Genomic DNA, 22,856 nt, shown 5'->3' on the forward strand with positions numbered 1-22,856 from the left:
ATATCCGATCAGGCTCCGCCGACTCGACGCGTACAGCACCTCCAGAGACTGCCCCTCCAGAGACTGCGCGGCAGGCCGTGGCATCTCCTGTTCAGACATCGCTCCTCCCGTGTTCCCCGGTGCCGTCAAGGCAGTGTGCAGGGCTCTGCTGGGCGCGCAGCACAGCTGCCTTGCCCTGAGCCCTATTGCGGTAGGCAAGGCTGTCGAGCAGCCTTCCCACACTCAGGGCCAGCACCACCAGGACGAACACCACTACGCTGGCAAGCTCCACCGAGCAGCCCTCCTCGTATCGACGGCGTCCCTCTGCCCCCACATGTGGGGCGATTCGGCCGTGCAGAGTGTTGAGGCGCCAGCTGCCGGTTCCCTTGACTCCCTTTCCAAGATTCTTCTCTTGCTCTGCCAGAACCTGCTCAATACATCTGGTGCGTGAGGTAGGGCCCGCGGTCGGCCTTAGCTTGTTCTTTAAGGTCTGAGTCGGTTTCGTTCGATGATGGTCTCGGGCCGTATCGCGGTCTTGCCCACGTCATAGCGGGTGGCGGGCCGCCGGTTCTTGGAGCCAAGTGGCCGTCCAGGTCCGGGCGTCGATGGTTTCGGTGCACGGGCCGGACAGTGCAGAGGCTGTCGCACGACTTTCTCTCGGTGAAGGTCAAGAGCGCCTTCTGGGCGTGTGGCTGATGAGCTTGTTGAGGTTGTGCACCGTGCCGAGGAGCTTGATCTCGGCGTCCACGGCTCTGCGACCCCGGTAGTTCAGATGGCGTCCGAAGCGTTGGAAGAGCTGGGCGAATCCCGGCTCGACCAGGGCACTTCGCCGACGGTACTGAGCCCGCCCTGCTTGGCTGGCGAGACGGGCCGCCATGCCGGCTGGCCGGCAGGGGCCTGCTGACGTCGCGCGGGGAAGCCTGCCTGGTCGGCATCGCTGGTGACCGAGACCAGCAGCGGGAGGTCAGCGAGGGCCTCAAACGCGTCGGCAGAAGCGTATCCACTGTCGGCGAGCCAGAGCTCGATGTCGTCGGGGAGCCCGGCGGCCTGGTGATTACGCTGCGTCGTCCTCACCATCGGGACGAGGGCCGTCCTGTCAGAGGGATTGTCGTGCGCCTCGATCGCCAGCAAGAACTGACGGCGGGCGCATACGATCTGGATGTTGTATCCCTGCAGGTAGCCGCCTCGTTTGCCGGGAATCAGCCGAGAGTCAGGATCGCTCAGACAAGCACGGGACTCCGGAGAAGCCACCGGCCGTGGCGTGCGGGCCCGCTCCAGCCAGGCCCTCATCGTCACCAGCCGCGCCCGCTGCCGGACCAGAACGGTCTTGTGCTCCAACGGACCGGTGGCCGTCCATTTGCTCCACGACGTCCTGCCGCCCGGTCCGCCCGGACCCGGAGTTCGTACTTCTTCAGCTTCTCCTGGTGAGCCTCGGTCACGGCGGCCAGGCGCTTCTCCGCGCGAGCCACCATCCGCTCGGCGGCTTCAACCTTGATCCGGATCTCGATGGGTGACGGCATAGCCCGTCCATGCAGCTTGTCCCTGGCCAAGCGGGCCCGGCTGAGCCGGTCGCACAGCCTGGACAGACGAGGCCAGTTGTTGCACGTGTCCTCACCGTCGCCCCGTGCCGCACCGTCGGCCTCGGCTCTCCGTGCGTCGTCGACGGTCTCCTCCATCAGCGCATGGATCTCGCTCTCACACTGGGAAATGGTCTCGTCCAGGCGCTGGAGCCGCTGGTTGGCGTCGCGTGATGCGTTCGCCTCCATCGGTGAACCGTCCACGGCCACCGCGGAAAGATCGACCAGACCACGCCGTCCGCACAGTGACAGCACCTGTACGAACAGCGCAAGGCGGCACGATGGCGCCGTACGAACCGGGCGACGGTGGAATGGTCCACTCTGCGGTTCGCGGCAATGACCCGGCAGCCCACGTCGTCCCAGCACGCCTGCTCGATGCGGCGGGAGGAACGTATGCCCTTGCTGTAGCAGTACAGGAGCAGCGCGACCAGGCTCGCGGGAGGGTAGGCCGCCCCTCCCTGCCCGTCGCCGCGATAGCTGTCCTCGAACGCCGAGAGATCAAGCTGGTCGACGGCGTCGAGCACCTTCCAGCACAGGTACTCGGGCGGCAGCCACTCCCTCACGCTTTGCGGCATCTCAAGATCACATTCACGGTCCCACGACAAGAAGTTCCGCCCCACCAGGCAAGATTCCGACGTACCCATGGCCTACGGAACCGAACAACGAATCGCTCTTGACCTTTACCGAGAGCAAGTCGTGCGACAGCCTCTGCAGGTGCGGGCGGAGGTTGCGAAACCCTCGACGGACTCGGGCGGGGGTGAGCCGACCAGGTTCGGCGGGTTTCTCCCACGGCCGCCGCAAGTCGGCGACGGCCCGGCGCAGGAGGCGCCAGCGGTCCATCTCGATCAGATCCGTGACCACACGGCGGAGCTGGACGGCGGTGACCTCGGTGATGTCGTCCTCAGGCCCGAGACGGACGGCGTCCAGGAGCTGACACCAGGACGTCCGGCCCGATTCGAGGGCGGCGACGAACGAGTAACGCCAGCCGGGCACGAACTGGTCCGAGGACCGGCCGCTGCGGCCGTAGACGCGGCAGAACAGGCGATCCGCGCTGGTGGGGGCGTCCGGGCGGAGCCAGTGGCTGATGTTCGACCGCGAGGACCAAGCGCCCGTCGGCGGCCCGCGGCATGGGCAGCCCGGCCAGTACCTGCCGCAGCCGGGGCATATCGACGCTTCCGCAGTTCAGCGCGTCGTACATGGCGCCATGTCCGCGCCGGTGCTCTGCCACCAGTGTCAGGTCCACCGGCGCCTTCACCTGCCCCTCCGCACACAGCAACGCATCCACCAGCTCAAACAACTCGTCCGCGCACGGTCAGGCAGTCGAATAAGTCGTACCGGAAGTGGGACGCCTTCATGAACGCCTCCCCCGGATCGATGTCCGGAAGCAGTCTCACCATCACGGACTTCGTCTCTATCGGTGCACTGCGGACGGAGTACATGCTCGAACGAAGGCCACTGCAGTGCCTGGCGGGTACCCGGGCGCGTCGGCGAGGAGCAGCCGCGCCTGCTCCTCGACCTGGGGGCTGATTCCGCGGTGGCCCGTGATCCCTACGCGCATCAGGTCCCCTACAGGTGCATGCCGTGCAACTCGCGGACCGCCTTGGGCGGCGTGGCGGTGGTCAGGGAGCGGCGCAGGGCGCGGGCGCGTTGCACGATCCGGCCCAAGCGCTAGTCCAGGCCGGTCTGCAGGGCGTGCCCGGCGAGCGCGAAGGCGGTCTCCAGGTGCCCGTCGGAGAGGTGTCCGGCCGCGATGTCGAGGACCAAGAGCGCGTGCTGCTTGGTGGTCACGACTTCGTGTCGTCGTCCGGGGTATCCCACGAATCCGACCGCGGTTGGGGAGACTGCGGCGGCTCCGGGCGCTGCGCCAGCCGTCGGCGCCCCGACCACAGCAGGACAAGCAGCGCGATCACGATCACCACGCCGACAACCGTGAAGATCCAACTGGTTCCAGATCCGGCAGCAAGAACAATCGAAGGACTCATACGCTGCCTGTACCTCGCTACCACCATGGCACGCCTGCCCACGCACGGGATCACCCATATGCCGGACCGACCCCGACGGCGTACCGCGGGCATCCGCCGTGCCGGTCTACGCCCGACGCGCACGCCCGCAGTCCTGATCACGCGCGGCCGGATCGAGCACCGGCTGGGGAAGATTGCCTCTCTCGCCCCTCGACGGACGCCGCGAGGCGTTTCGGCTGCTGGTCGCGGTGCTCGCGATCGCCGACGGACGGCGCCGCGAACGCTACTGCTCGGACGGAAGCGGTCACTGGTGGCACAGCCTGTCCGCTGCTGACTGATCCCGCATTGGGCCACCACTGCGGCAGCGCGGCCGAGGAATTCCGATGGGGACGTACAGATGCATGCAGCCGATACGACTGCCGGACACACGTAACCGGCACCGGCTGCCCGATTGAGATCGAACACAAAGCCAGGCCCGTCATCGCAGGTTTCCCGATTCCTTGGCCAGCGCCCACACGTAATACCATTTCTCATCTCGCAGGGGTCGAGTGCTATTTTCCACAAGCGCGTTCAGCAATGTCCACGCTCCCGCACCCGCCCCGAGCGAAGTGACGACCGCCTGCAGGGCCGGCCCGTACACGGCGACGAGCGTCGCCCCAAGAGTTCCGATCACCGCACCAGACGCCTGGACCGCCCTTTTCCTCTTGACCTGCCCCATTCGAGAGTCGATGTCCCGTACCTGGTCAGAGATCTCTAGCCCGATCTTCACCAGTTCCGTTTCCGAATCCACGGCATCTAGGGTCGAGTCCAGGTCCAGCATCTTCCCGCGCAGGAAATCCCGGAAGGACGCGTAAGAAGCAAACTCGTCCATGGTGATATTACTGAAGTCCCTCAGGGTGGTTCCTTCAATAATCGGTATTTCCAGCTGGATCACAGGTCGAACCATCCTGCTTTTCACTGGATTCACTCCGGAGACCTCTACAGCGCGCCCGTCCCGCACAAGGAAGTCGATGGACCTGACGGGCTCATAGTGAAATTCGAAGCCGTCAAGCGTGAATGCATCGCCATCTATCCCAACCCCGAATGGGTTATCACCGCTTGTCGCAAAGTATTGCGGCAGGTACCAGACCGCGCCGGAGGAAAGGAGTGGTTTCGCTCCTGCGAGCCACCAGCCCAACGAGTCCTCCGTCAAGGCGTGGACACTTCGAGGGACTGGGCCACTCCTGTCTGACTCTACTGTGTATACACTAGCCAACCCCATTCGAGGATCTGTTAGCTCACGAGACAGTACCAGCGTGTCAGTTATGAGTGCTGCGCGCTTAGTGAGCGACGACAGGTCACCCCTCCCTACACCCAGGGCGACGTGGTAGGGCGAATCGGTGGTTTCCCCGGCCAGCATTTCCGCGGCTCCGGACCGCCACAGGTACTGCATATACGCTTGACCCAGCACACTCGCTCTAAAATCCGAGCGGGATTGCCGCACGAACTCTGAGTGTCGCCCTAACCGCTCCCTCCAGCCTCGGCGGTAATCCGGGCCCTCTCTGGCCCGCAGGACGCGTCGAATTTGTCGACGGCTACTGAAGTTGAACCCGGCAGATTCTGCGAAATCAGGAGAGTCCAGGAACCTCATGGCATTGGAAACAGCCGGATTCCGGATCATGGGTGGCCTCGCCGTCGGCATGTCGGCAGTATGCCCAGTTTCCTCTTCCTGGGTAAAGGGGAATCCAGCGTCTTAGCGGTTTGCCGCCAGCCGTGAGGGGGCGCACCGTGCGCCTGGCTCTCCCGAGACCGTCGAGGGCTTGTCGGCGGGCATGCGAAACCTGTACGCGGATGCCGAGGAACGGACGCTCGGTATCGCCGCCCGCCAGCTCACCGACGAGTTCGAGGCCCCAGGGCGGGCGCGGGGCAAGCTCGCCGCGATCCAGCCGCCGCGGCGGGCGGCGCAGCCGGTCGTCGACGAGCTCGGTGGAGCTGTGCAGCTTGAAGTCTGGAACGTGGTCCCCACGTCGTACAACCGCCGGCACCGTGCCGCAGTCACTGAACGCCCGTGGTGCCCACTGAAGTGCCGACCGCAGGTGTGACCGAGCACGACAGTTGGCGTTGTTGGACAGCTGCGGTGCTCGGCTTGGCGGCGGAGTCAGGCAGGAAGCGGATTCCCTTGTGTCACTTTCAGAAGAGGGCTTGGCCGGCATCGAGCGTGCCGAGGGCAGCGGCAAGGGCACCCAGCAGGAGTCGCAGGGTGGTTTCGGGGAGGTGGGGTTGGAGGCGCGCGCCGAGGTAGCCGCCGATAAGTCCGCCGAGGCCGCAGGCCAGGCCCAGTGGCCAGTCGGGCGCGACGGTGCCGGACTGTGGCAAGGACCGTGTAGGCGGCGGCTCCGGCGATGGAGGTGGTGAAGGTCGCTGCGAGAGTGGCGGATGCGAGACATGGGCATGCCGCGGGCGGCGAGGATGGGGCTGAGCAGGGAACCGCCACCGATTCCGTAGATCCCGCCCACCACACCGACGGCTAGGGCCAGCGCGGCGAGCGCGGGCGCCGAGGGCTCGCCGGTCGTCGGGCCGGATCGGCGTGCCGGGCGCAGGGTGCACAGGCATAGCCAGGTGCCGAGTGGTAGGAGGAAGGCGGCGACCAGGAGGCGGAAGACGCCTGGGCCGGGGAGGGCGAAGACGCGGATGGCGGCACCTGCCAGGACGCCGGGGAGTGTCCAGGCGACGAGTCGGCGGGCGAGGCCGCCGCGCAGGGCTCCGTCACGGCGGTAGCGCCAGAGGGCGACCCCTGCCGAGCTGGAGGTTCAGCGGACGGTCAGTGCGCAGAGCCTGGTGTCCCTTGACGGCAACTTCTACTCGGTGTCGCCCGGGCTCCCGGGCGTCCAGGTTCATGTCCGGCACCGGCTCGGCGAGGACTTCGTACGCATCGCGACCGCGCGCCGTGCATCATCGCCCAGCACCGTCGAGCCCCGCGCCGAGCGGGTCAGACCGTCCGCGACAACGGACACGTGCTCGCCCTGGAGCAGTCGGTGCTGGCCTCGTTCACCGACCGGGCGCCCTGCAAGACCAAGGTCCACAGGCCGCCGTCGGCCGCAGCTCTTGCCGAAGCCGAGCACCTGCGCGGCCAGCCGGGTGCCGTTGATCCGGCGCAAAAGGTCGTGATCGACCTTTCCGCCTATGCCGTCGTGGCCGACCAGCTGCGGAATCCCCGTCACCGAGGGAGGAAGGTTCGCAGTGAGTACGTCGCCGACGCAGATGGGCGAAGCGCGCCGCTTCCAGCAGCTGCGAGGTCATTTGCCCGGGAACGCTTCGCCTGCCTGCCCGAGCCCTGGACGCTGAACGACTTCGTCTTCGCCGCCCAGCCCGGCGTCGACGAGAAACTCATCCGCGACCTGGCCCCCCTGCGGCTCGACCACCGCGGCGACCTGCTCGTCGGCCACGGTCCGCGGACTACCGGGCGCGGCATGTCGCCGAGCCCGGCAATCCGGTCCGATGACCAGAAGGTCCCGGTGTCGAGGGCGAGGATGTCGGGGCAGGTGTCCCCCGGCCCGGGCCTACGCTGTGCCGGGTTGTAGCGGCCGGTGATCTTCACAGGGTGGGCTCCTTCTGGTCGTGATGGCCGGTCGCTTGGGTCGCTGGCGGGCCGGGCGGCGCGAGGTCGGTGAGGGCTTCGTAGGTAGGGCAAGGCCATCGGTTCGGGCCGCAGATGGTGCAGTCGGGGGCTTGGCCGGACTCGGCTGCCGCCACGACACCGACAGGCCGGTGCAGCGCGCGCACGCACTCGATGGCGGCCTCGGCCCGCTCGGCACGGCTGCGCTGGGCCATCAGGTTGCGGTGGCAGCCGCGATGCGCGAGGGCATCGGCCGCAGTCGACTCCATCGCGCGTTCCATGGCCTGGGCACGGCGGCGCGCATCGGCGAGGAGGCTGGCCGCACGCTCGGCCTTGGCCAGGCGCACGTACAGGGCGTCGAGTTCGTCGTCCGTGATCCTGCCGGCGGTGTGCCTCATGCCGTGCTCCGGCGATCGTTCTTCGGGCAGTCATCGGCGTGCTCGGCTTCCATCGACGTCCACCACAGCTCGCAGCAGTCATCGGCTAGCTCGGTTCGCGCGAGTACGGCGGTGTCCTCGTCGGCCCACGCGCGCAGCCGTGCCTCGCGCTCGGCACGGACCGCCACGGCCCACTGCTGATCGGCCAGTTCGCACTCCCGGACGACCGCGAGCACGGACAGCGCGGAGGCGGCGGTGAACAGCAGCGCCGGCAACGCGGCGTTGTTGCGGGCCGACTGCACGGTGCAGTAGCCGAGCCATAAGAAGGCGGTGCCATGGAGGCTGCACAGGGCACGCGCGAGTCTGCTCATAGGTATCTCCGAAGTTGTCTGGCGGCCCAGGAAGGCGGGGCGCGGCTCATAGGTTCATGCCTTCCGCGGCTCTCGGGGGTGGCCGCCCGCCTCGCCGGTCATACAGGTGGCTTGTCTTCGCCGGTGAGACTTGCGGCGGGTGGGGCATCGGTGAGGCCGGTGTCTGACCAGTCGGGTTCGCAGCCGAGGGCGAGCTGCCCGGCGGTCATGGCGTCACTCCGATCTCACCGAGCGGGAGATCGTTGAGGCCCTGATCGGGAACTACCGGATCGTGCTCAAGAATCGACGCCGACGGCCCCGCCCAGGAGGCAGCCCAGAGGGCTACCGTCATGACCGCCGAGATCCGTTGCGCGCTGGAGGGTCTGGGCGAGGCGGCGTCGGTGAACGAGATCGCCCAGCGCCTGGGCCGCAAGGTCTCCCCCAAAGTCCTGAACATTGCCAAGGCCCTGGTGGTGCAGGCCGCCGCAGCCTCTCCCCCTGAGAGAGCACCGGCGGGCAGGCCGTCGTCAGCGTCAGGGACCTTCACCAGCTCGCACTGGCTGCGGCCGCAAGCCACGGTCCGGGGCACTGGTGCACCTCTCCAGTGCCGCGGCCACCCGCCGCTGGGTCCACGACGAACATCACCCTTCCAGACTGTCGCTCGCTGTCAGCAGCCCTACATGAGGCGGGCGATGAGGTGTAGTCGGTCGGCGTCAGCCGGGGCTCCGGGCTGGTCGCCCTCCTGCCACGGAGGCTCGGTGCGCGGTCCGGGCTGGTCGTACAGGCCCAGCACTTCGAAACCATGGATGGCGAGAGTCTGGCGTAACTCTTGCGGGAAGAGCAGCCGCCAGGCGGAACGGTGCTCGAGGGACGGTGACCCGTCGTCGACGGACCACACTCGGGTCCGCCGCAGCAGCTGGGCCGCGCGATCGATGTACAGGGTGGTGGTGGACTGGTGCGTGGTGCCCTGCCAGGTGAACTCGTTGAGGGTGGGGGCGTCAAGGAGTTCCGTACGACCGAGGGAGAAGGCGCCGTTGCGCATCTCCGCGACGAGTAGGCCGCCGGTGGGCAGGGCGCGGCGGCACGAGGTCAAGAATCCGTCGAGCTGGTCATTGGTGTGGCAGTACAGCTTGGCGCTGTCCAGGCACACGACGGCGTCGAAGGCGTGTTCTCCGAGGTTGAAGCCGTGCAGGTCGGCGCGGACGTAGTCGGGGCCAGGGTGGTGCTCGCGGGCGTATGCCAGCATCGCGTCGGACAGGTCGGCGCCCACGACGCTGAAGCCGGCGTGGTGGAGATAGGCGACATCACGGCCGGTGCCGCAGCCCATGTCCAGGACGCGCGGCCCGGCACTGTGCCGACGCAGGCAGTCGTCCACCCAGCGTCCGGCGATCCGGTCGGAGTCGGGGAAGCGGGCCTCGTACAGCGCGGAGTTGTCGGTGAGCAGGTTCGCCATGGTGGTCATACCCGTCGCCTCGCATCTTGGGGTTCGTTCCGGGGGTCCGTCTGCCGTGCCTGCTCCGGAAGGACTCGCAGCCGGTGCAGCCACACCATGCCCACGGCGGAGAAAAGGCCGAAGGCCAGGCAGCACGCCCAGGGGAGCCAAGGCACGCCGTGGTGCTCGCCGGTGTCCATGGCCCATCCGACGGCCGTGTTACCCAGGGCCGCAGCGGCGCCCGACACGACGTAAAACAGCCCGAAGTAGGTGCCGGTGGGCTCCCGGCGGCCGAAGCTGGGGATCAGCTCCATCACGAAGGGCTGCGCGACCATCGTCCCCAGATAGAGCAGCAGCGCACCGACCAGCACGGGCAGCAGCAGGTAGAGCTGGTTCTCCATGGTGAACATGCCGACCGTGGCGAGGGAGAAGGCCACGAACCGGCGGTCGCCGACGACCTCACGCCAGTCCCCGAGGACGCTGCTGTTGACGGGCGAGGCGACCTCACGCGCCGGGAGCACCAGTGCCTGCACGATGGTCAGCAGCGCGAAGATGCCGGCAGCAGTGAGGGCAGAGGCACGGAAGTCGACCAGCAGCAAGGCGCTGCCCAGAAGCGGGCCGACCAGCGCGCCGGTGGTCGCGAACACGTTGAACAGAGCGAACGCTTCGGCCTTGCGCTCCCCTGCTTCCTGGGCAAGGTAGGCACGGACGGCCGGGTTGAACAGCGCACCCGCCAGCCCACTCAGTACGGAGGCGGCCAGCAGTACCGCCAGGCCGTCTCCCAGAGCGAACAGTCCGAAGCCGAGGGTCCGCAACGCGCATCCGGCGATGATGACCTGGCGCGCCCCGAGGCGGTCCGACGCAGAACCGCCGATGAGGAACAGGCCCTGTTGGCTGAGGTTACGGACGCCGAGGACGATACCGACCACGGCAGCCGACATGCCCAGGTCGTCGGTGAGGTGCAGTGCGAGGTAGGGGATGAGCAGGTAGAAGCCGGTGTTGACGCCGAGTTGATTGACCAGGAGGAGCTGGACCGCGAGCGAAGACTCACGTATCTCGTGGTAGATCCTCATGCTCTGCCGTTCTCCGTTGGCTTCAGTTGCCGGACGCCAAGGCCGGGCCGGTGGCTGGCGCGTACGGTGCCGTCGGCGCCGCTGATGCCGGTCCACGGGTCGTGGGAGAGCAGCAGGTGGCCGTCCAGATCGGCCCACCGCGCGCGGTCGGCGAGGTGGACGGCGGGGGCGATGCCGAGTGTGCTGGCGGCCAGGCAACCGAGCATCAGCTCCGTGCCGCTGCCTTTGATCACTTCCGCGATCCGCAGGGCGGCCGTGACACCGCCGCACTTGGCGAGTTTGATGTTGACGCCCTGGACACGTCCGGCGAGGCGACGGACGTCCTCGATGCCCAGTGCCAGGAAGAACGGTAGTAGCCGCTCCGACTCGGCGACGGTCCAGGCGCCATTGGCGTCGAGCAACAGCCGCGCGTAGGGGGCAGCCTCACGAACGGCCCGTACGCGTACGACGTCGTCCTGCGGGTCAGGGGCACCTGCCTTGAGCTTGAGGACGGTGAAGCCGTCTCGGATGAGCCGGCCGGCCCGGGCCCATGCGAGCCCCGGCCCGGCCAGCCAGCGCGGGGAACGGGGGTGATGATGGTGGGTGGTGTCGTCCGTCCGCGATCACAGGAACCCCGGCGCCGACGGGGCGGACACGGCGGAAGTTTGCATTGTTGAGATGATCTGCGCTCCCGCCCCCAACTGGGGCCAGTACACCACAAGTTTCCCACGCCAGCGCCGCTGACCTGCGAAGATCCCGATTGTGTGAGCTTCCATCAGGCAGGTCCCTGTGAAAGGGATACGCCCAACTCGGCGTCGCCGCTTGAATCGGCTGCAGCACCCGAACGGCGGCAGACGCTGTACGACCACGCGTGGGAGATCCCGGACGCGGACGGCTACCACCCATACGAGGACGCCGAGTGGGGCCTTGCGGCGGTTCTCTTCTGCGGTGAGCCTGTCCAGCTTCTTGTGCCTGGCCATCGGCCTGTGCCCTCACGAGGGATACGCGGTCAGTCTGAGCGTGAGTGACAGTCCTGGACGTGGCATTTCGCGACGGCGGTCGGTGGGCCCTGTCATGAGGCGCGCGCCTAAAGGGAGGCCTGGCCTAGCGGTGACGACATCTCCACGAAGGTCTCCGAGTCCGAGGTGGTGCCGACGTCGAGTCCGGCACCGCCACCGCCACCACCCCCATCGCCGTCATAGAGGACCACCAGCTTGTGGTGGGCGCCTCCCCCTCCACCGCCGCCTGGCGGGGTGGGGCCAGCGGTAGCGGTACCTGCGGTACTCATGAGGACGGCGGAACACAGGGCTGCCGCAGTGACGAGGCGCAGGCGCACGGGCTTCTCCTTGCTGGCGAGATCAGGGGCTGTGGGATGCATACCGGCTGCCACGAGGGGCCAAGCCACGTTTCACCCGCCTGATCGGCGATGCACTCAACCAAGGCTTCGGTCGTGCTCTATTCGGCGCACGCGGTACAGCGCGCTGGTACCGCCGCGCTCCCAGCGGCGCGTGATGGCCGGACGACCCGCCCCGGCCATCCGCGTGCGGTGCTTCGTATGACGTCGCACCCTGGACGTGTGGCCAGCACTACCCCGATAGTCGTCCATCCACCGCTCGGAACCGGGGGTCGGCGGGTGGTCGTGCGAGGGGAGATCCTCGGCCTCGCGCACTCCGACGCCGACGTGACCGAGTTCCTGCGCCGTGCAGGCCTGCCGGATACGGAAGGGCTGCTCGACGATACGGCATGGGTGAAGTGGCGGGGCGGGCGGGAGCACCACTACGCAGCAGCCTAGGACTTCTGAGGTTCCGGCCTGCAGGCTGCGCGCCTAGCGTCCACGGCACACGCAGAAGTCACGGTCACCGGGCGCGGCTGGCTGAGGCCAGGTTGTTTCGGCCGGGTCCGAAAGGAGTAGCCCGCGGCCTGCTCGGCGATCCAGCATCAGCGCATTCCGGTACGCGAGAACGGGGAATCTGATGGTCAAGACGATGGTTGTCCGCGCCGCTGTGGTCGCGCTCCTTGCCGGGGGCGGCATCACCGTCACGACGCTGCCAGCGACAGCCGACGACAACGCCGGCGCTCCGACCGGCTCCATAGCGCCGATATATCAGGGGAAGGCACCGTGGGGCCTGGACTGGGAGGGCGCGGACCGCTCCCAAAACGACGGGACTCCGGGTGGCGGGATCGCGCCAGCTGAACACGACTGGGGCCTCGTGCCACCAGGCGAGAGTGACGGTGCGCCCGGTGGCGGCTTCGCACCTGCCTACGACGACGCCATCATCAACCTGACGAGCGCCAGCACCGACGGCGACGGTGACCAGGACTACGCGTCGGCCGAGAATGGCGGCTCGCCGGGCGGAGGTTGACCGAGGTCGGCAGTTGTCCACAGGCCCGCACGGGATTTCCGTGCGGGTCTTACTGTGCTGCTCCTGTGGATCACAAGGGGGTGTTATGCGCAGGGTGGACCTGGCTCGCGCGGCCGATGAGGCACTCACTGCGATGCCGGACGACGTGCACGAGGAGATGCTCGCGCTGATCGACGACATCGCCGGCGCAGTGCGCGCACTGCGCCGGGCCGATGGCGGCGGCCGATCGCGTGCTGCGGGGGGAGGTGCCGGTTCGTCTACACGGCGATCGGCGGGCTCCTGTCGGTGCTCGATGCCGGGCGTGTGGGCTGACACGGCGAGCCGCCTGCCCGGTAGTCCGTGGCAGACGGCTTCGCCTTTGCTCAGCAAGGCCGTGCGGCTCGCCGGGGGTGGTTGACGGCCGATCAGAGCGTGTAGGCGCGAACCCCACCAAGCCGCCTCCGATGACCGGAACGAGAAAGACCAGCCGGCCACGCACGCCCACAGTCGGCGGCTCTTCCTGACGGATGATCAGTGCGAGTGACATGCCGGCCATGGCGGGGAGAACAACTCCCAGAGAGGCGAGCGAGAGCAAGCTGAACACGGGGCGCTGGGTGAGCGTCCACCCCAAAACCAGGCTGAGTGCCGCAGTGGTGACTAGCCGCGCAGTCGGCAGGATGAGGCCCAAGCGAGACTGGTCGGACCCGGCAACCCGCGCCTTGGTCCGGACGACAGCAGTCATCCAGATGATGCTTTGGCGGCAAAAGGCGACCGGGGAACTTGAGTTGCAGTATTTCGGCACTACGGTCGCTTAGGTCCGTACCAGTGAAGTGAGTCGCTTCGGTCGCCTCAGCTCGCTTTCCGCTGCTGACTGCCGGGCCCTCCACCGGCCGGGCATCACCGAGGAGAGCAGGAACATGTCCAACATCCGCGACCCGCAAGCGATCCTGGCCCGGCACGCGGGCCCGGGCAAGCAGGACGCCCGCAGGCTCCCACCTCACCGTCAGCTGCCAGGTCCTCACCGCCGAAGACGGCGTCGGAGACCACCGGAGCACCATGCCGATGTGCGCGTGGGCCGACGACGACACCGGCGCGTCCGTGGGCATCTTCACGGACGAGACCGCGAAACAAGACCCCAAGGACGTCGACCTGGAGACCCTCGCCCGGACGACCTTGCACATCCGCAAGGGGATGCGCCAGCCGATCGGCTGACCCCGCCGAGCGGCAGGCGGATCGCGATCTGTGACCTATCACGAGATCGTGATGCGTCGATGCGGTCGATATATGAACGCGGGTGCACGTCTCGGCCTAACCGGGGCGGGGGGGGCCGGCCAGTGCTCTAATCGTGTTGACCGCCCTCGGCCGGCAGTGCTGGAGTCGGCACGTGGACAGCATCCCCGCCAACCGGCGACTCTGGAACCGGATCAGCGGCGCCTACCAGCACAGGCACGACCCGCGGATCGGCGCCGCACCCCGGCTGTGGGGCATGTACTCCATCCCCGACGCGCACCTGCACGCCCTGGGTGACGTCACCGGCAAGCGCGTCCTCGAACTCGGCTGCGGCGCCGGCCAGTGGTCCAGGGCGCTCGCCGCCGAGGGCGCCACCGTGGTCGGGCTCGACCTGTCCGAGGCCCAACTCGCCGCGGCCGCCGATGCGATGGGAGGGGCCCGCCACCCGCTGGTGCAGGGCGCCGCCGAACATCTCCCGTTCGCCGACGGCAGTTTCGACCTGGTGTTCTGCGATTTCGGCGGGCTCAGCTGGGCGCCCCCGCAGCTGGCCGTCCCGCAGGCCGCACGCGTCCTGCGCCCAGGCGGGCGCCTGGTGTTCAACGTCGCCAGCCCCTGGTTCGAGGCCTGCTACGACGAAGCCGCCGCCCGCGTGACCACGACGCTGCGGCAGGACTACTTCGGGCTGCACACCATCGCCGAAGGCGACGGCGCGACCAGCTATCAGCTCACCTACGGCGACTGGGTCAGGGTCCTGCGCGGCGCGGGTCTCGTCATCGACGACCTCATCGAGCCCCGGCCCGAACCCGCAACACCCAACGGCTACAACAAAACTGACCCACCCGACTGGGCACACCGCTGGCCGGCGGAACTGCTCTGGGTAAGCCACAAACCGTGAGTTCCGCCGCACCGAGACGTGAAGGCCTCCTGCGCCTGCGCGAGCAGGCCGCCGAGATCGCCGACCTCAAAGCTCTGGTCAACCGCCGCGCCTCATAGGGACTCAGACAGCGCCGGAAGCTCGGCTGTCGGCGGAGCGGGGGACGTCGCAGCGGTCCAGCCAGGTCACGTGCGCGCGGGCACGATCTCACCGGTGACTGAAAGCGGGGGCTTCGTTCCAGGCTTGCCCGCTTCAAACGTCCGCGCGGCGTGGCCGGCCACGAAGATGATCGCGGCAAGAACCTCGACGCTTATCAGTAGTAGAGGCTGACGGTGAACAGGACGTACGCCGCTCCGGCCGACGTCAGCGTGACGAGGGGTGCGACGGCCGTGAGGGTTTCGGTTGCCATCTGCCAGACCGTGTAGCCGATTCCAAGAATGCTGCACAGACATAAGACGCTAGCTATACCCAATAACATGAATTTTCATCCTTTTAGCAATGTATGCCGGTCTTCCATGTTGATCGATGCTGGGGCAGGTGCGCAGAGGGCTGGGTCCGCATGGGTGACCCACGATGGCTGTGCTGCTCAGTTGCATCCGGTGCCGACCGGTAGCTGAGGCGCTCGAGCCTCCTGGTGCGGGTGCTACTGCCGGGGGGCGTGAGTGGTGCTAACAGCTAGCCTGGCCGCGCTTCGGCACCAGATCGCCTGGCGTGGAGGCGCTGGGATCAGTACCGCATCACCTGACCTGCACGCGTGCCCGTGAATCAAGAATCTCCGCCGGTTCTCCTTGCCCACGGGCTGAGCTGAGGCGCAGTCGGCAGCCGTCGTATGAGGTGGTCGTTCATTGACCGCTACATGTCGCGCGCCACATTGCACCGCAGGCAGGGCATCTCGATCGACACAGGGGAACCGTTCAGGTCACCAGGTCATTCGCTCTGACGTTGAGCGGCGCGTGCGCGCCATGCCGGATGAGACCGTGATGGCGTACGACAGGGACGAACTGATCGGCGTGTCGTGCATCGTGGACGGCCCCGACTCTTGGTTCGCGGAAGGGGCGCTAAAACGCGGCGGCCGTATCGAGGCCGTTCTATGCACCCCACCGGCATGACCGAGTCGTCATGGACCATGCCGAGCGCAACGGCACCCCGGTACGCGTCCTGTGGCCGGAGGGCGCCATCCGCTGACCGGCTCGCCCTCGCCAGCTCCACCAAGGCATGGCGCAACAGCGAACAACGGAACAACGGAACAGGCGTACGCAATCACCGAGGACGCGTTCCGGCTGATGGGCACCGCCCCTTTGCCGGGCCGAAGGCGGGTCCTGCGAGCGCGGCCTCTACCGTGACCTCACTGATCGTGCGGCCTACCTGACGCAAGACCGGCGTCGCCGAGCGACTCCACACCCCGCGCCTTGCCGACCGGCCCGAACTGCGGAACTGGGCGTCGCCCCTGCATCCACTCCAGGCGAAAGGACTCACGCCCACGCGGCTAGCCCGCCGCAATGCCCGCCCAGCTGTGTGAAGCTGCACCACGTTGACGAGCCAGGCGTCAGCACCGTGACACTGCCATGACACAGCCATCACGCCGCCCCGATGACACCACCGGTCCCCTCACTCAAGGCGAGATACCCCAGAGCTTTCCTGTGACATCACATGCACACCAGTGACATGCCCACTCAGATTCACACCACGGACGCAGCACGCCGGACAAGGCAGATCGGAATGGAAGTGAAGGAACTCCGTCCCCACCAGCGAGAAGCCGTGGACTCGGTACTGCGCGCGCTCGAGTTGCCCACAAGATCTCTTGTGCCCCCGCGAGGGCTCCGGACTCAGGTGATCATGGCGACCGGATCGGGCAAGAGCCTCGTCGCCGTGCGGAGCGCTGAGGAGCTCCGTGCGGGCCGGGTGCTGGTCCTCGTCCCCTCACTGGATCTGCTCGCGCAGACCGAGGCCGCTTGGCGTGAGGGAGGACGTACGGGCCCGATGATCGGGGTCTCGTCCCTGCGGGGCGAGGACGTGTCTTTCCCCAACACCACGGACGTGGAGGAAGTGGTCGACTGGGTGCGGCCGTTCGCCAAGGTCACGGTGTTTGCCACGTACGCCTCGCTGGGACTGGGCACGCTGGAGCGCGCGCACGCGGCCGGCCTTCCGGGGTGGGATCTGATCGTGATCGATGAGGCACACAGGACATCGGGCCGACTGGGCAAGCCGTGGGCGGTCGTCCACGACAACCAGCGGATGCCCTCCCTGCGCCGGCTGTACATGACGGCCACGCCCCGCGTGTGGATGCTGGACGAGGATGCCGAGGGCGTACCGGGCGAGCTTGCCGCGTCCATGGAGGACGATCCGGACGGGCCGTTCGGCGCCCGCTGCCACACGCTGACGCTGTCGGAGGCGATCGACCGGGGAATCTGCGCGCCGTACGAGGTGGTGTGTGTGGACATCACCGACACCCAGCTCCAGGCGGCGCAACTCCTGGGCACTGAGGGCCGCTCGGACGAGGTCCGCGGGGCCCGGCTCGCCGCGCTCCAGACCGCCCTGCTCAAGGCGTCTTCCGAGGAGGGCTTCCGGCGCACGCTCGTCTTTCACCACGCCGTCAAGGAGGCCGAAGCGTTCGCGGTCGGTCTTCCCGACGTCGCCGCGCGGCTGTACGACGCTGATCCGCAGTCGTACCCCGAGACGATCTGGGCCAACTGGCTGTGCGGCGAGCACAAGCCGCTTCACCGACGGCGCGTGCTGGGGGAGTTCACAGACGGCAACGCCGCCGATGGCACAGTCGCGAAGAAGGCCTTCCTGAGCAGCGTTCGCATTTTGGGCGAGGGGGTCGACACCAAGAACTGCGACAGCGTGTACTGGGCCGACGTACGCGGCTCCATGCCGGACCTCGTCCAGGCCGTGGGCCGCGCGCTGCGGATCCAGCCCGGCGAGGGCAAGGTCGCCTCACTCGTCGTGCCCGTCCTGCTCGGCCCCGGGGAGACGGCCGACAGCATGCTCACCTCCCGGGCATTCGGTGGGCTGGCCAAGCTCTTGGAAGCGCTCAGGGCCCACGACGCCAGGGTCGTGGAGCAGCTCGCGGAGCAGCAGGCCCCCAGCCGCTACCAGCCTGTCCAGGAACGTGAGGAGAGCCAGGAGCAGGGCGGGGCCGGGGAGGGAGCCAGTGGGCCTTCTGCCTCGGCGAAGGCGCTGCTGAAGTTCTCCACCCCACGAGACCCGGCCCAGCTGGCCGCGTTCATCAACCTGCGGGTCATCAACCCGGAACACGCGCACTGGCGGCGCGGCGTGGAGGCCGCCGTCATCTTCGCCCGCGCCCACGGGGACCTGAAGGTGCCCTTCACCTACCGCGTACCCGAAGGCGACGAGGCCGAAGGGATCGGATGGCCGGTCTCCCTCGCCGACTTCCCTCTCGGACAGTGGATCGCCGACAACCGCCGCTTCTACGCCCGCGGCGACATGGACGAAGACCGCATCGCGCAGCTCGAGAAACTCGGCATGGTCTGGTCGCACTTCGACGTCGCGTGGGAGGAAGGCCTCGCCGCCGCCCGCGGATGGGCCGCCGAACACGGACACCTCCTGGCCCCCTCGGACGCCACCTTCCAGGGCTACAAGGTGGGCATCTGGCTCAAGAACGCCCGCGCCGCCGCCCGACGCGCCCGCACGCTCGAACAGCGTCAGGCGGAAGGGCTCCCCGTCGGCTCTTGGTCCGGGACACTGCCGCTTGAGCGACGCGAACAACTGGAGGACATCGACCCGTCCTGGTGCCCCACCTGGCCCGTGGCATGGCAGCGCGCCTTCCGCCTCACGCGGCAGCACCTGGACGAGATCGGCGGCGAGCTGCCCACCGAACCCGGCACCGTCCTGCACCACGGCGAGGACCTCGGCCGATGGGTCCGAACACAGCGACTCGGCTGGGACAAACTCACCACCGTGCAGCAGTGGATGTGCGAGCAAGTCCTCGGAATCACCCCCGCCGCCAAGGACGAGAAGCCCAAGCCACGCACCAGCCAGGCCGACAAATGGGCCATGCATTACGCAGCCGCCCGTCAGTTCTACGAACGCGAGGGACACCTCCGCGTCCCCCGCAAACACATCGAGACCATCACCGTCGGCAAGGCCACCGGCGAGGACCACGAGCAGCGGGAACTCCGGCTTGGATCCTGGATCAGCAACCAGCGCAGCAGGGCCGCAACGCTGACATCACAAAGAGCGCAACAGCTCTCCAACATCGGCATGCGCTGGACATAGCGTGCAGGCCAGTGGGCCGGGCACCTTCGGGACCGGGTGACGCGGCTGTCTTCGCCAAGCGGTTGTCTTCCTCAAGCGGTTGTTTCCCCAAGCGGAAGAGACCCTGCAGAGTTCAGGCTTTCAGGAGGGGTGGGTGTGCGGGCCCATCGGCCGGCACCCGCCGAACCTCACGTGGTTACTCCCACCTGATTCCCGCGGACAAAAGCCAGGAACACCTCGACAACAGTGTCTTCGTCCAGTTGGTGCTCCTTGAGCCAACGGATGAGCCGGTCGCTCGCCTCTTGCCACTCTGTCTTGCGCTGGTCCAGCGCCGCTCCCCCTCCGCCAGGCCACCGCCGCACGCCTTCGCGGAGGCTGCCAGCGTCAGGAGCAGGGACGGCAGCGTCTCGCCCGTAGCCGCACACCGACCCGGCCTCCGGCCCAGGCCACCAATTCTTTTGTCTACCAGCACAAAAGCGGGCTGCGAGAAAACCAGGTGGCCACTGGAATCACCGGGGAACGGCCGGGAACGCCGCTCCCGACCGGAGGTGTGGTGCCTGCGCCCCAAGGGGGAGGGGCGCAGGCACCGACGCCAACTTGCGATGACATGCCTGACAACCCGAGGACGGATCACAATTGCTGACACGCCGCCGGCCGTCCGCGCGACCTGTCCGTGACGGAGCCGACCGCACGTCTGGGGGACCGCTTCGCCGTACTCGGTGACACGGAATGGGTAAGCGGATGCGGTGCAGGACGGGGCCGTCCTGGACAGGGGTCTCCTGAGCAGGGGCGCGGGCTTGACGATCACTTCACACAGTTCGTCCGCCGTCATCGGGCCGACGGGCAGACTTGCCTCCCCAGGAGCGCGGCCAAGTCCTCGTGCGCAAGACAACGGGCGTCAATCCGCGCACCATGCCCTGGGGCCGTGGCACGCGCCCGTGCCACGGCCCCGGCCGCTCACCCGAGACCCGGGTATCCCCGCACCCGCCGGTTCAAACAGCGCCGTCGCCAGCGCCGTCGAACGGGGCCTTCGCAGTGGCTGTTTCACCACGGGCTTCGCCACGGAACCAGTTGTTCACCCCTCCACTCCCGTGGCCTCATGGGCCGCGCCCACTGGCTTGGATTCTGGTGAGCCACGCTGCCGCAGATATACGGAGAAGATGGCCATGGAGGCCACTGCGAGGAACTCGGACTGCCAGTTCTGCAAGGTGCGACTCCAGAAGTCCGCGGACGCCAGATAGCCTCCCCAGCTGATCGGGGCCTGGAGTTGACGCAGTTGTTGTTCGTTGTAGGCAGCGACGCCCGCGATCGACTGAGCGAGCCAGGACAGCAGGAACAGGCTCGCCATCACCAACCCGAGCGAGCGGGAGAACAGCACCTGGCGGAGGCCGCCGATCCCCGCCCACCGCGGAGAGTCGTCCCGGGCATGAGAGCCCATCCGCTGCTGCCGGTCGGACTCAGGGCCAGCCTCGTCCATCTTCTTCGACTCCGGTGAGCCGCGCTGCAGCAGCCACACCGTCGCGAACACGTAGAGGAAGAACTGCAGGTACTCCGACTGCCAGTTCTCCGTGACGTCAACGGCGAAATCCGATGAGGTCAGATAGTCGCCGAACGACACCTGCGAAAGCCCGTCCGTCACCAGGTGATTGTTGAACTCGACGTGGCCTGCGACCGCCTGGCCGCCCAGAGCGAGCAGGAACGCAAGACCGAAGCCGAGACTCAGACTGTTGTCATGCAGGAAGCGGCGCACGCCCCTCCTCCTCTTCGATCCACGCCTTCCATCGGCGCGGCCTGTCGCAGTGGAAGCAGGCACGGCGGAGGCTCAACGGTGCAGCAGCCCCAGCACGGTGAAATACACCAGGCCGGCCAGCACCACGGACAGACAGAGAGTGAACACGACCCGCATAGCTCATCATCGTCCCTTGACCGTGCAGTCGTAGGGCTGACCCGATTGAGGCCGGCATCCGGCCGCGACGACCTTCCAGCCGCCGTCGAACTGCGACAGGAAGAGCGTGTCCGACGTCAAAATGACCCGGGCCTGTCGTCCGTAGACGTCCACGGTGCGGGTACGTCCGGCCGGACGTACGTCCTCGAAAGGAAAGCTCTCGTCGCAAGCTGCCTTTTCGGTGCCCTCGAGCTCCTGCCGGGTCGACGGCGCCAGCGCCGCGCACACAGCTGCCGCGTCGCGCACGCCCAGCGAGCGCTCGAACGCACTTGCCGCATCGGCCGCGTCCGCACCGCGCTCTCCGGCGCCCGCACAACCCACGAGCAGCGCCCCCATCGCACCCATCACGAGTGCTGTGGGCCGCGGCGGCTGTCTTCTGGTCACCATGGCGCTGGTCACGCTCAACGTACGACCATTTTCATCGATCTGTTGATGTTCTCGTGCCTGCGCTCACATTGCGAGCTGGAATCCGCGGGCATGGGGGGTCTCCTCACTCAGTGGGCTGCGGGTGCGTGTGCGGCTTGGCGTTCGTCCACAGTGACAATCCACGCCTAGAAGGGGCGGCCCGCGACCTGGCGCCCCCGGATGGTGGTCGGAGAACCCTCTCCGGGGGGGGATACCCTCGCCCCGATGACCGGGGCCCTGATGCACCGGGCGCACCCATGTGATGGACCCTGCTCGGCAGGGGTACGCATGCCCAGCAGGGGTGCGAATGCACAGCTCACACGGCGTTTCGCGGTCGTACAGAAGACCAGGGCCGCGCACGTCGCCGAGACGCCTCCGGCTCGGCCCGGACCAGAGACTCCGGCATCATCATGATGAGAGCCATCAGAGCCAACAGCCCTCCGGAACGGTACGAGGATGAAGCGCCAAAGCTCAGCGAGAAGCGGGACCGTGGCCAGCCGTTCAGTGTTCGGCGCACCCTGCTGGGTCAGCCTGGGCACTCGTGACCTGCCGGCCGCGCAGAAGTTCTACACCGCTGTACTGGGGTGGGACTGGCGCACCGGAGGGCTGGGAAGCCAATACCGGTTTGCGAGTGTGGGCGGTGTGCCGGTGGCCGGTGTGTCGGCCGTCGAGGCCATGGACGCGAAGGCCTTTGCCTGGACCCCGTACTTCGCGACGTCCGACGCTGACGAGGCCGTGGCCCGCAGCCACGAGCGAGGGGGGACAACCGCTGTGGGGCCCATCTCCTTCCCGCCAGGGCGGGCCGCTCTGCTGGCCGATCGCGACGGGGCGGTCTTCGGCGTCTGGGAGGGCGCGTTGGTGGCCGACTTTGAGGAATGGCGCCGCGCGGCTCCCGTCTTCGTCGAACTCCACACGCGGGACGCCTTCGACGCGGCCATGTTCTACGCGGAGGTCCTCCGCTGGGCCTGCGAGATCGAAGGCTGCTGCGAAGTCCACTACGAGGACGAGAAGGTCGTGCTGCGCAGCCGGGGCGATGTCGTGACCCACATTCATTCGGGCGCGGTGGATTCCGGGCGTGATCCCTCGATCTGGCCCCGCTGGCAGATCCACTTCGCGGTCACCGATGTCGATGGGTGCATCCAGGCCGCGAGAGCCAACGGCGGCAGCCTCGTCCGGCAGGCACATGACAGCGACAAGGCGACTCTGAGTGACCCCGACGGGGCCCGCTTCGTGGTGACCGCGCGTGAGCGCTTCTCCACCAGGGGCAAGTCGAGCGATCCCGGGGTTCAATGACCACCGCCTGTCAAGGGATGCGAAATCCTCACCCGACCGCGCCGCACGGCCGTCAATCACCGGCAGCCGTCCACCTGGTGATGGGGCGTGGCGGCCAGCGCCTCGTGAGCCGTGGGGGGGGCGGGGGGGGGGCCCCCCCCCGCCCGCCCCCCCCCCCCGCCGGGCCGGCCCCCCCCGCCCCCCCCCCCCGGGGCGGGGGGGGGGGGGGGGGGGGCCCGCCCCCCCG

22 protein-coding genes and 5 pseudogenes are annotated in these 22,856 nt (G+C 67.9%); 10 read left to right on the plus strand and 17 right to left on the minus strand.

Annotated elements, in window-relative coordinates; all coding sequences use genetic code 11:
- Positions 1 to 91 precede the first annotated feature (91 nt).
- From ACIBKX_RS36890 to ACIBKX_RS36925, 8 genes and pseudogenes are all read right to left on the minus strand, one after another.
- On the minus strand, positions 92 to 271 hold the full coding sequence (locus ACIBKX_RS36890) for a hypothetical protein (protein WP_363277869.1): 180 nt from the start codon (positions 269 to 271) through the stop codon (positions 92 to 94).
- 191 nt (positions 272 to 462) lie between these two features.
- A pseudogene (locus ACIBKX_RS36895) lies at positions 463 to 627 on the minus strand (transposase); the annotation flags it as partial.
- 19 nt (positions 628 to 646) lie between these two features.
- Positions 647 to 799, minus strand: a complete 153-nt coding sequence (locus tag ACIBKX_RS36900; protein WP_363277884.1) for a hypothetical protein — start codon at positions 797 to 799, stop codon at positions 647 to 649.
- Positions 748 to 1,317: a transposase gene (locus tag ACIBKX_RS36905; RefSeq protein WP_363277870.1), complete on the minus strand. Its 570-nt coding sequence runs from the start codon at positions 1,315 to 1,317 to the stop codon at positions 748 to 750. The genes ACIBKX_RS36900 and ACIBKX_RS36905 overlap by 52 nt, the downstream gene beginning before the upstream one ends.
- Positions 1,272 to 1,745, minus strand: a complete 474-nt coding sequence (locus ACIBKX_RS36910) for a hypothetical protein (protein ID WP_363277886.1) — start codon at positions 1,743 to 1,745, stop codon at positions 1,272 to 1,274. The genes ACIBKX_RS36905 and ACIBKX_RS36910 overlap by 46 nt, the downstream gene beginning before the upstream one ends.
- A complete protein-coding gene (locus tag ACIBKX_RS36915; protein ID WP_363277871.1) occupies positions 1,655 to 2,200 on the minus strand; it encodes a transposase in 546 nt (181 codons plus the stop codon). The genes ACIBKX_RS36910 and ACIBKX_RS36915 overlap by 91 nt, the downstream gene beginning before the upstream one ends.
- A gap of 184 nt (positions 2,201 to 2,384) precedes the next feature.
- Positions 2,385 to 2,953: pseudogene (locus tag ACIBKX_RS36920) on the minus strand (transposase); the annotation flags it as partial.
- A gap of 387 nt (positions 2,954 to 3,340) precedes the next feature.
- A complete protein-coding gene (locus ACIBKX_RS36925; RefSeq protein WP_363277885.1) occupies positions 3,341 to 3,631 on the minus strand; it encodes a DUF6479 family protein in 291 nt (96 codons plus the stop codon).
- On the opposite strand from ACIBKX_RS36925, the pseudogene ACIBKX_RS36930 reads away from it, so the two are divergent.
- Both ACIBKX_RS36930 and ACIBKX_RS36935 read left to right on the plus strand, forming a co-directional pair.
- Positions 3,597 to 3,677, plus strand: a pseudogene (locus ACIBKX_RS36930) (hypothetical protein); the annotation flags it as partial. The gene ACIBKX_RS36925 and the pseudogene ACIBKX_RS36930 sit on opposite strands and share 35 nt — an antisense overlap.
- Before the next feature lie 34 nt (positions 3,678 to 3,711).
- Entirely contained in the window at positions 3,712 to 3,855 is a 144-nt protein-coding gene (locus ACIBKX_RS36935) for a DUF5958 family protein (RefSeq protein ID WP_363277872.1), read from the plus strand.
- A 140-nt stretch (positions 3,856 to 3,995) separates the two neighbouring features.
- Here ACIBKX_RS36935 and ACIBKX_RS36940 read toward each other — a convergent pair whose 3' ends face one another.
- Positions 3,996 to 4,451: a hypothetical protein gene (locus ACIBKX_RS36940; RefSeq protein ID WP_399377058.1), complete on the minus strand. Its 456-nt coding sequence runs from the start codon at positions 4,449 to 4,451 to the stop codon at positions 3,996 to 3,998.
- Positions 4,452 to 5,328: 877 nt separating this feature from the next.
- On the opposite strand from ACIBKX_RS36940, the gene ACIBKX_RS36945 reads away from it, so the two are divergent.
- Positions 5,329 to 5,598 (plus strand): hypothetical protein, encoded by a 270-nt coding sequence (locus tag ACIBKX_RS36945; protein WP_363277874.1) that lies wholly within the window; start codon positions 5,329 to 5,331, stop codon positions 5,596 to 5,598.
- 88 nt (positions 5,599 to 5,686) lie between these two features.
- On the opposite strand, the pseudogene ACIBKX_RS36950 reads toward ACIBKX_RS36945, so the two are convergent.
- Positions 5,687 to 6,285 (minus strand): annotated as a pseudogene (locus ACIBKX_RS36950) (TSUP family transporter); the annotation flags it as partial.
- 225 nt (positions 6,286 to 6,510) lie between these two features.
- On the opposite strand from ACIBKX_RS36950, the gene ACIBKX_RS36955 reads away from it, so the two are divergent.
- The gene (locus ACIBKX_RS36955; RefSeq protein ID WP_363277875.1) at positions 6,511 to 7,077 is read left to right on the plus strand and encodes a hypothetical protein; all 567 of its coding nucleotides are present in this window, start codon (positions 6,511 to 6,513) and stop codon (positions 7,075 to 7,077) included.
- Between the two features lie 13 nt (positions 7,078 to 7,090).
- Here ACIBKX_RS36955 and ACIBKX_RS36960 read toward each other — a convergent pair whose 3' ends face one another.
- From ACIBKX_RS36960 to ACIBKX_RS36980, 5 genes and pseudogenes are all read right to left on the minus strand, one after another.
- A complete protein-coding gene (locus ACIBKX_RS36960) occupies positions 7,091 to 7,510 on the minus strand; it encodes a hypothetical protein (RefSeq protein ID WP_363277876.1) in 420 nt (139 codons plus the stop codon).
- Positions 7,507 to 7,860 (minus strand): hypothetical protein, encoded by a 354-nt coding sequence (locus ACIBKX_RS36965; protein ID WP_363277877.1) that lies wholly within the window; start codon positions 7,858 to 7,860, stop codon positions 7,507 to 7,509. The genes ACIBKX_RS36960 and ACIBKX_RS36965 overlap by 4 nt, the downstream gene beginning before the upstream one ends.
- A 655-nt stretch (positions 7,861 to 8,515) precedes the next feature.
- Positions 8,516 to 9,301 (minus strand): class I SAM-dependent methyltransferase, encoded by a 786-nt coding sequence (locus ACIBKX_RS36970; protein WP_363277878.1) that lies wholly within the window; start codon positions 9,299 to 9,301, stop codon positions 8,516 to 8,518.
- Positions 9,298 to 10,344, minus strand: a complete 1,047-nt coding sequence (locus tag ACIBKX_RS36975; RefSeq protein WP_363277879.1) for an MFS transporter — start codon at positions 10,342 to 10,344, stop codon at positions 9,298 to 9,300. Before ACIBKX_RS36975 ends, ACIBKX_RS36970 begins: the two co-directional genes overlap by 4 nt.
- Positions 10,341 to 10,886: pseudogene (locus ACIBKX_RS36980) on the minus strand (enolase C-terminal domain-like protein); the annotation flags it as partial. The pseudogene ACIBKX_RS36980 and the gene ACIBKX_RS36975, both read right to left, overlap by 4 nt.
- A 992-nt stretch (positions 10,887 to 11,878) precedes the next feature.
- Here ACIBKX_RS36980 and ACIBKX_RS36985 point away from each other — a divergent pair.
- The 5 genes from ACIBKX_RS36985 to ACIBKX_RS37005 all read left to right on the plus strand — a co-directional run bounded on the left by ACIBKX_RS36985 (position 11,879) and on the right by ACIBKX_RS37005 (position 19,008).
- Positions 11,879 to 12,115 carry a hypothetical protein gene (locus ACIBKX_RS36985; protein WP_363277880.1) on the plus strand — a complete coding sequence of 79 codons (237 nt, stop codon included), beginning with the start codon at positions 11,879 to 11,881 and terminating at the stop codon, positions 12,113 to 12,115.
- A 181-nt stretch (positions 12,116 to 12,296) separates the two neighbouring features.
- The gene (locus ACIBKX_RS36990) at positions 12,297 to 12,686 is read left to right on the plus strand and encodes a hypothetical protein (protein WP_363277881.1); all 390 of its coding nucleotides are present in this window, start codon (positions 12,297 to 12,299) and stop codon (positions 12,684 to 12,686) included.
- Between the two features lie 1,035 nt (positions 12,687 to 13,721).
- On the plus strand, positions 13,722 to 13,877 hold the full coding sequence (locus ACIBKX_RS36995) for a hypothetical protein (RefSeq protein ID WP_363277882.1): 156 nt from the start codon (positions 13,722 to 13,724) through the stop codon (positions 13,875 to 13,877).
- 172 nt (positions 13,878 to 14,049) lie between these two features.
- Positions 14,050 to 14,790, plus strand: coding sequence for a class I SAM-dependent methyltransferase (locus tag ACIBKX_RS37000; RefSeq protein ID WP_399377062.1), 741 nt, complete (start codon positions 14,050 to 14,052; stop codon positions 14,788 to 14,790).
- 1,698 nt (positions 14,791 to 16,488) lie between these two features.
- Positions 16,489 to 19,008, plus strand: coding sequence for a Helicase associated domain protein (locus ACIBKX_RS37005; RefSeq protein WP_399377064.1), 2,520 nt, complete (start codon positions 16,489 to 16,491; stop codon positions 19,006 to 19,008).
- A 1,054-nt stretch (positions 19,009 to 20,062) separates the two neighbouring features.
- Here the strand turns inward: ACIBKX_RS37005 and ACIBKX_RS37010 are convergent.
- Positions 20,063 to 20,737: a DUF6766 family protein gene (locus tag ACIBKX_RS37010; RefSeq protein ID WP_363278029.1), complete on the minus strand. Its 675-nt coding sequence runs from the start codon at positions 20,735 to 20,737 to the stop codon at positions 20,063 to 20,065.
- 162 nt (positions 20,738 to 20,899) lie between these two features.
- Positions 20,900 to 21,331 (minus strand): hypothetical protein, encoded by a 432-nt coding sequence (locus ACIBKX_RS37015; RefSeq protein WP_363278030.1) that lies wholly within the window; start codon positions 21,329 to 21,331, stop codon positions 20,900 to 20,902.
- A 462-nt stretch (positions 21,332 to 21,793) separates the two neighbouring features.
- Between ACIBKX_RS37015 and ACIBKX_RS37020 the strand changes: the two genes are divergently transcribed.
- Complete coding sequence (locus tag ACIBKX_RS37020; protein WP_363278028.1) at positions 21,794 to 22,630, plus strand: VOC family protein; 837 nt, start codon at positions 21,794 to 21,796, stop codon at positions 22,628 to 22,630.
- The last annotated feature ends 226 nt before the right edge of the window (positions 22,631 to 22,856 follow it).

The organism is Streptomyces sp. NPDC050658, assembly GCF_044457025.1.
GTDB lineage: Bacteria > Actinomycetota > Actinomycetes > Streptomycetales > Streptomycetaceae > Streptomyces.

What these genes read in the sequence shown, in the direction of transcription:
- ACIBKX_RS36915 (WP_363277871.1), bottom strand. Translation starts at nt 2,200, where the DNA reads ATGGGTACGTCGGAATCTTGCCTGGTGGGGCGGAACTTCTTGTCGTGG.
- ACIBKX_RS36990 (WP_363277881.1), top strand. Translation starts at nt 12,297, where the DNA reads ATGGTCAAGACGATGGTTGTCCGCGCCGCTGTGGTCGCGCTCCTTGCC.
- ACIBKX_RS36970 (WP_363277878.1), bottom strand. Translation starts at nt 9,301, where the DNA reads ATGACCACCATGGCGAACCTGCTCACCGACAACTCCGCGCTGTACGAG.
- ACIBKX_RS36975 (WP_363277879.1), bottom strand. Translation starts at nt 10,344, where the DNA reads ATGAGGATCTACCACGAGATACGTGAGTCTTCGCTCGCGGTCCAGCTC.
- ACIBKX_RS36995 (WP_363277882.1), top strand. Translation starts at nt 13,722, where the DNA reads ATGCCGATGTGCGCGTGGGCCGACGACGACACCGGCGCGTCCGTGGGC.
- ACIBKX_RS36960 (WP_363277876.1), bottom strand. Translation starts at nt 7,510, where the DNA reads ATGAGGCACACCGCCGGCAGGATCACGGACGACGAACTCGACGCCCTG.
- ACIBKX_RS36965 (WP_363277877.1), bottom strand. Translation starts at nt 7,860, where the DNA reads ATGAGCAGACTCGCGCGTGCCCTGTGCAGCCTCCATGGCACCGCCTTC.
- ACIBKX_RS37020 (WP_363278028.1), top strand. Translation starts at nt 21,794, where the DNA reads ATGAAGCGCCAAAGCTCAGCGAGAAGCGGGACCGTGGCCAGCCGTTCA.
- ACIBKX_RS36985 (WP_363277880.1), top strand. Translation starts at nt 11,879, where the DNA reads ATGACGTCGCACCCTGGACGTGTGGCCAGCACTACCCCGATAGTCGTC.
- ACIBKX_RS37005 (WP_399377064.1), top strand. Translation starts at nt 16,489, where the DNA reads ATGGAAGTGAAGGAACTCCGTCCCCACCAGCGAGAAGCCGTGGACTCG.
- ACIBKX_RS36925 (WP_363277885.1), bottom strand. Translation starts at nt 3,631, where the DNA reads ATGCCCGCGGTACGCCGTCGGGGTCGGTCCGGCATATGGGTGATCCCG.
- ACIBKX_RS36945 (WP_363277874.1), top strand. Translation starts at nt 5,329, where the DNA reads ATGCGAAACCTGTACGCGGATGCCGAGGAACGGACGCTCGGTATCGCC.
- ACIBKX_RS36910 (WP_363277886.1), bottom strand. Translation starts at nt 1,745, where the DNA reads ATGGAGGCGAACGCATCACGCGACGCCAACCAGCGGCTCCAGCGCCTG.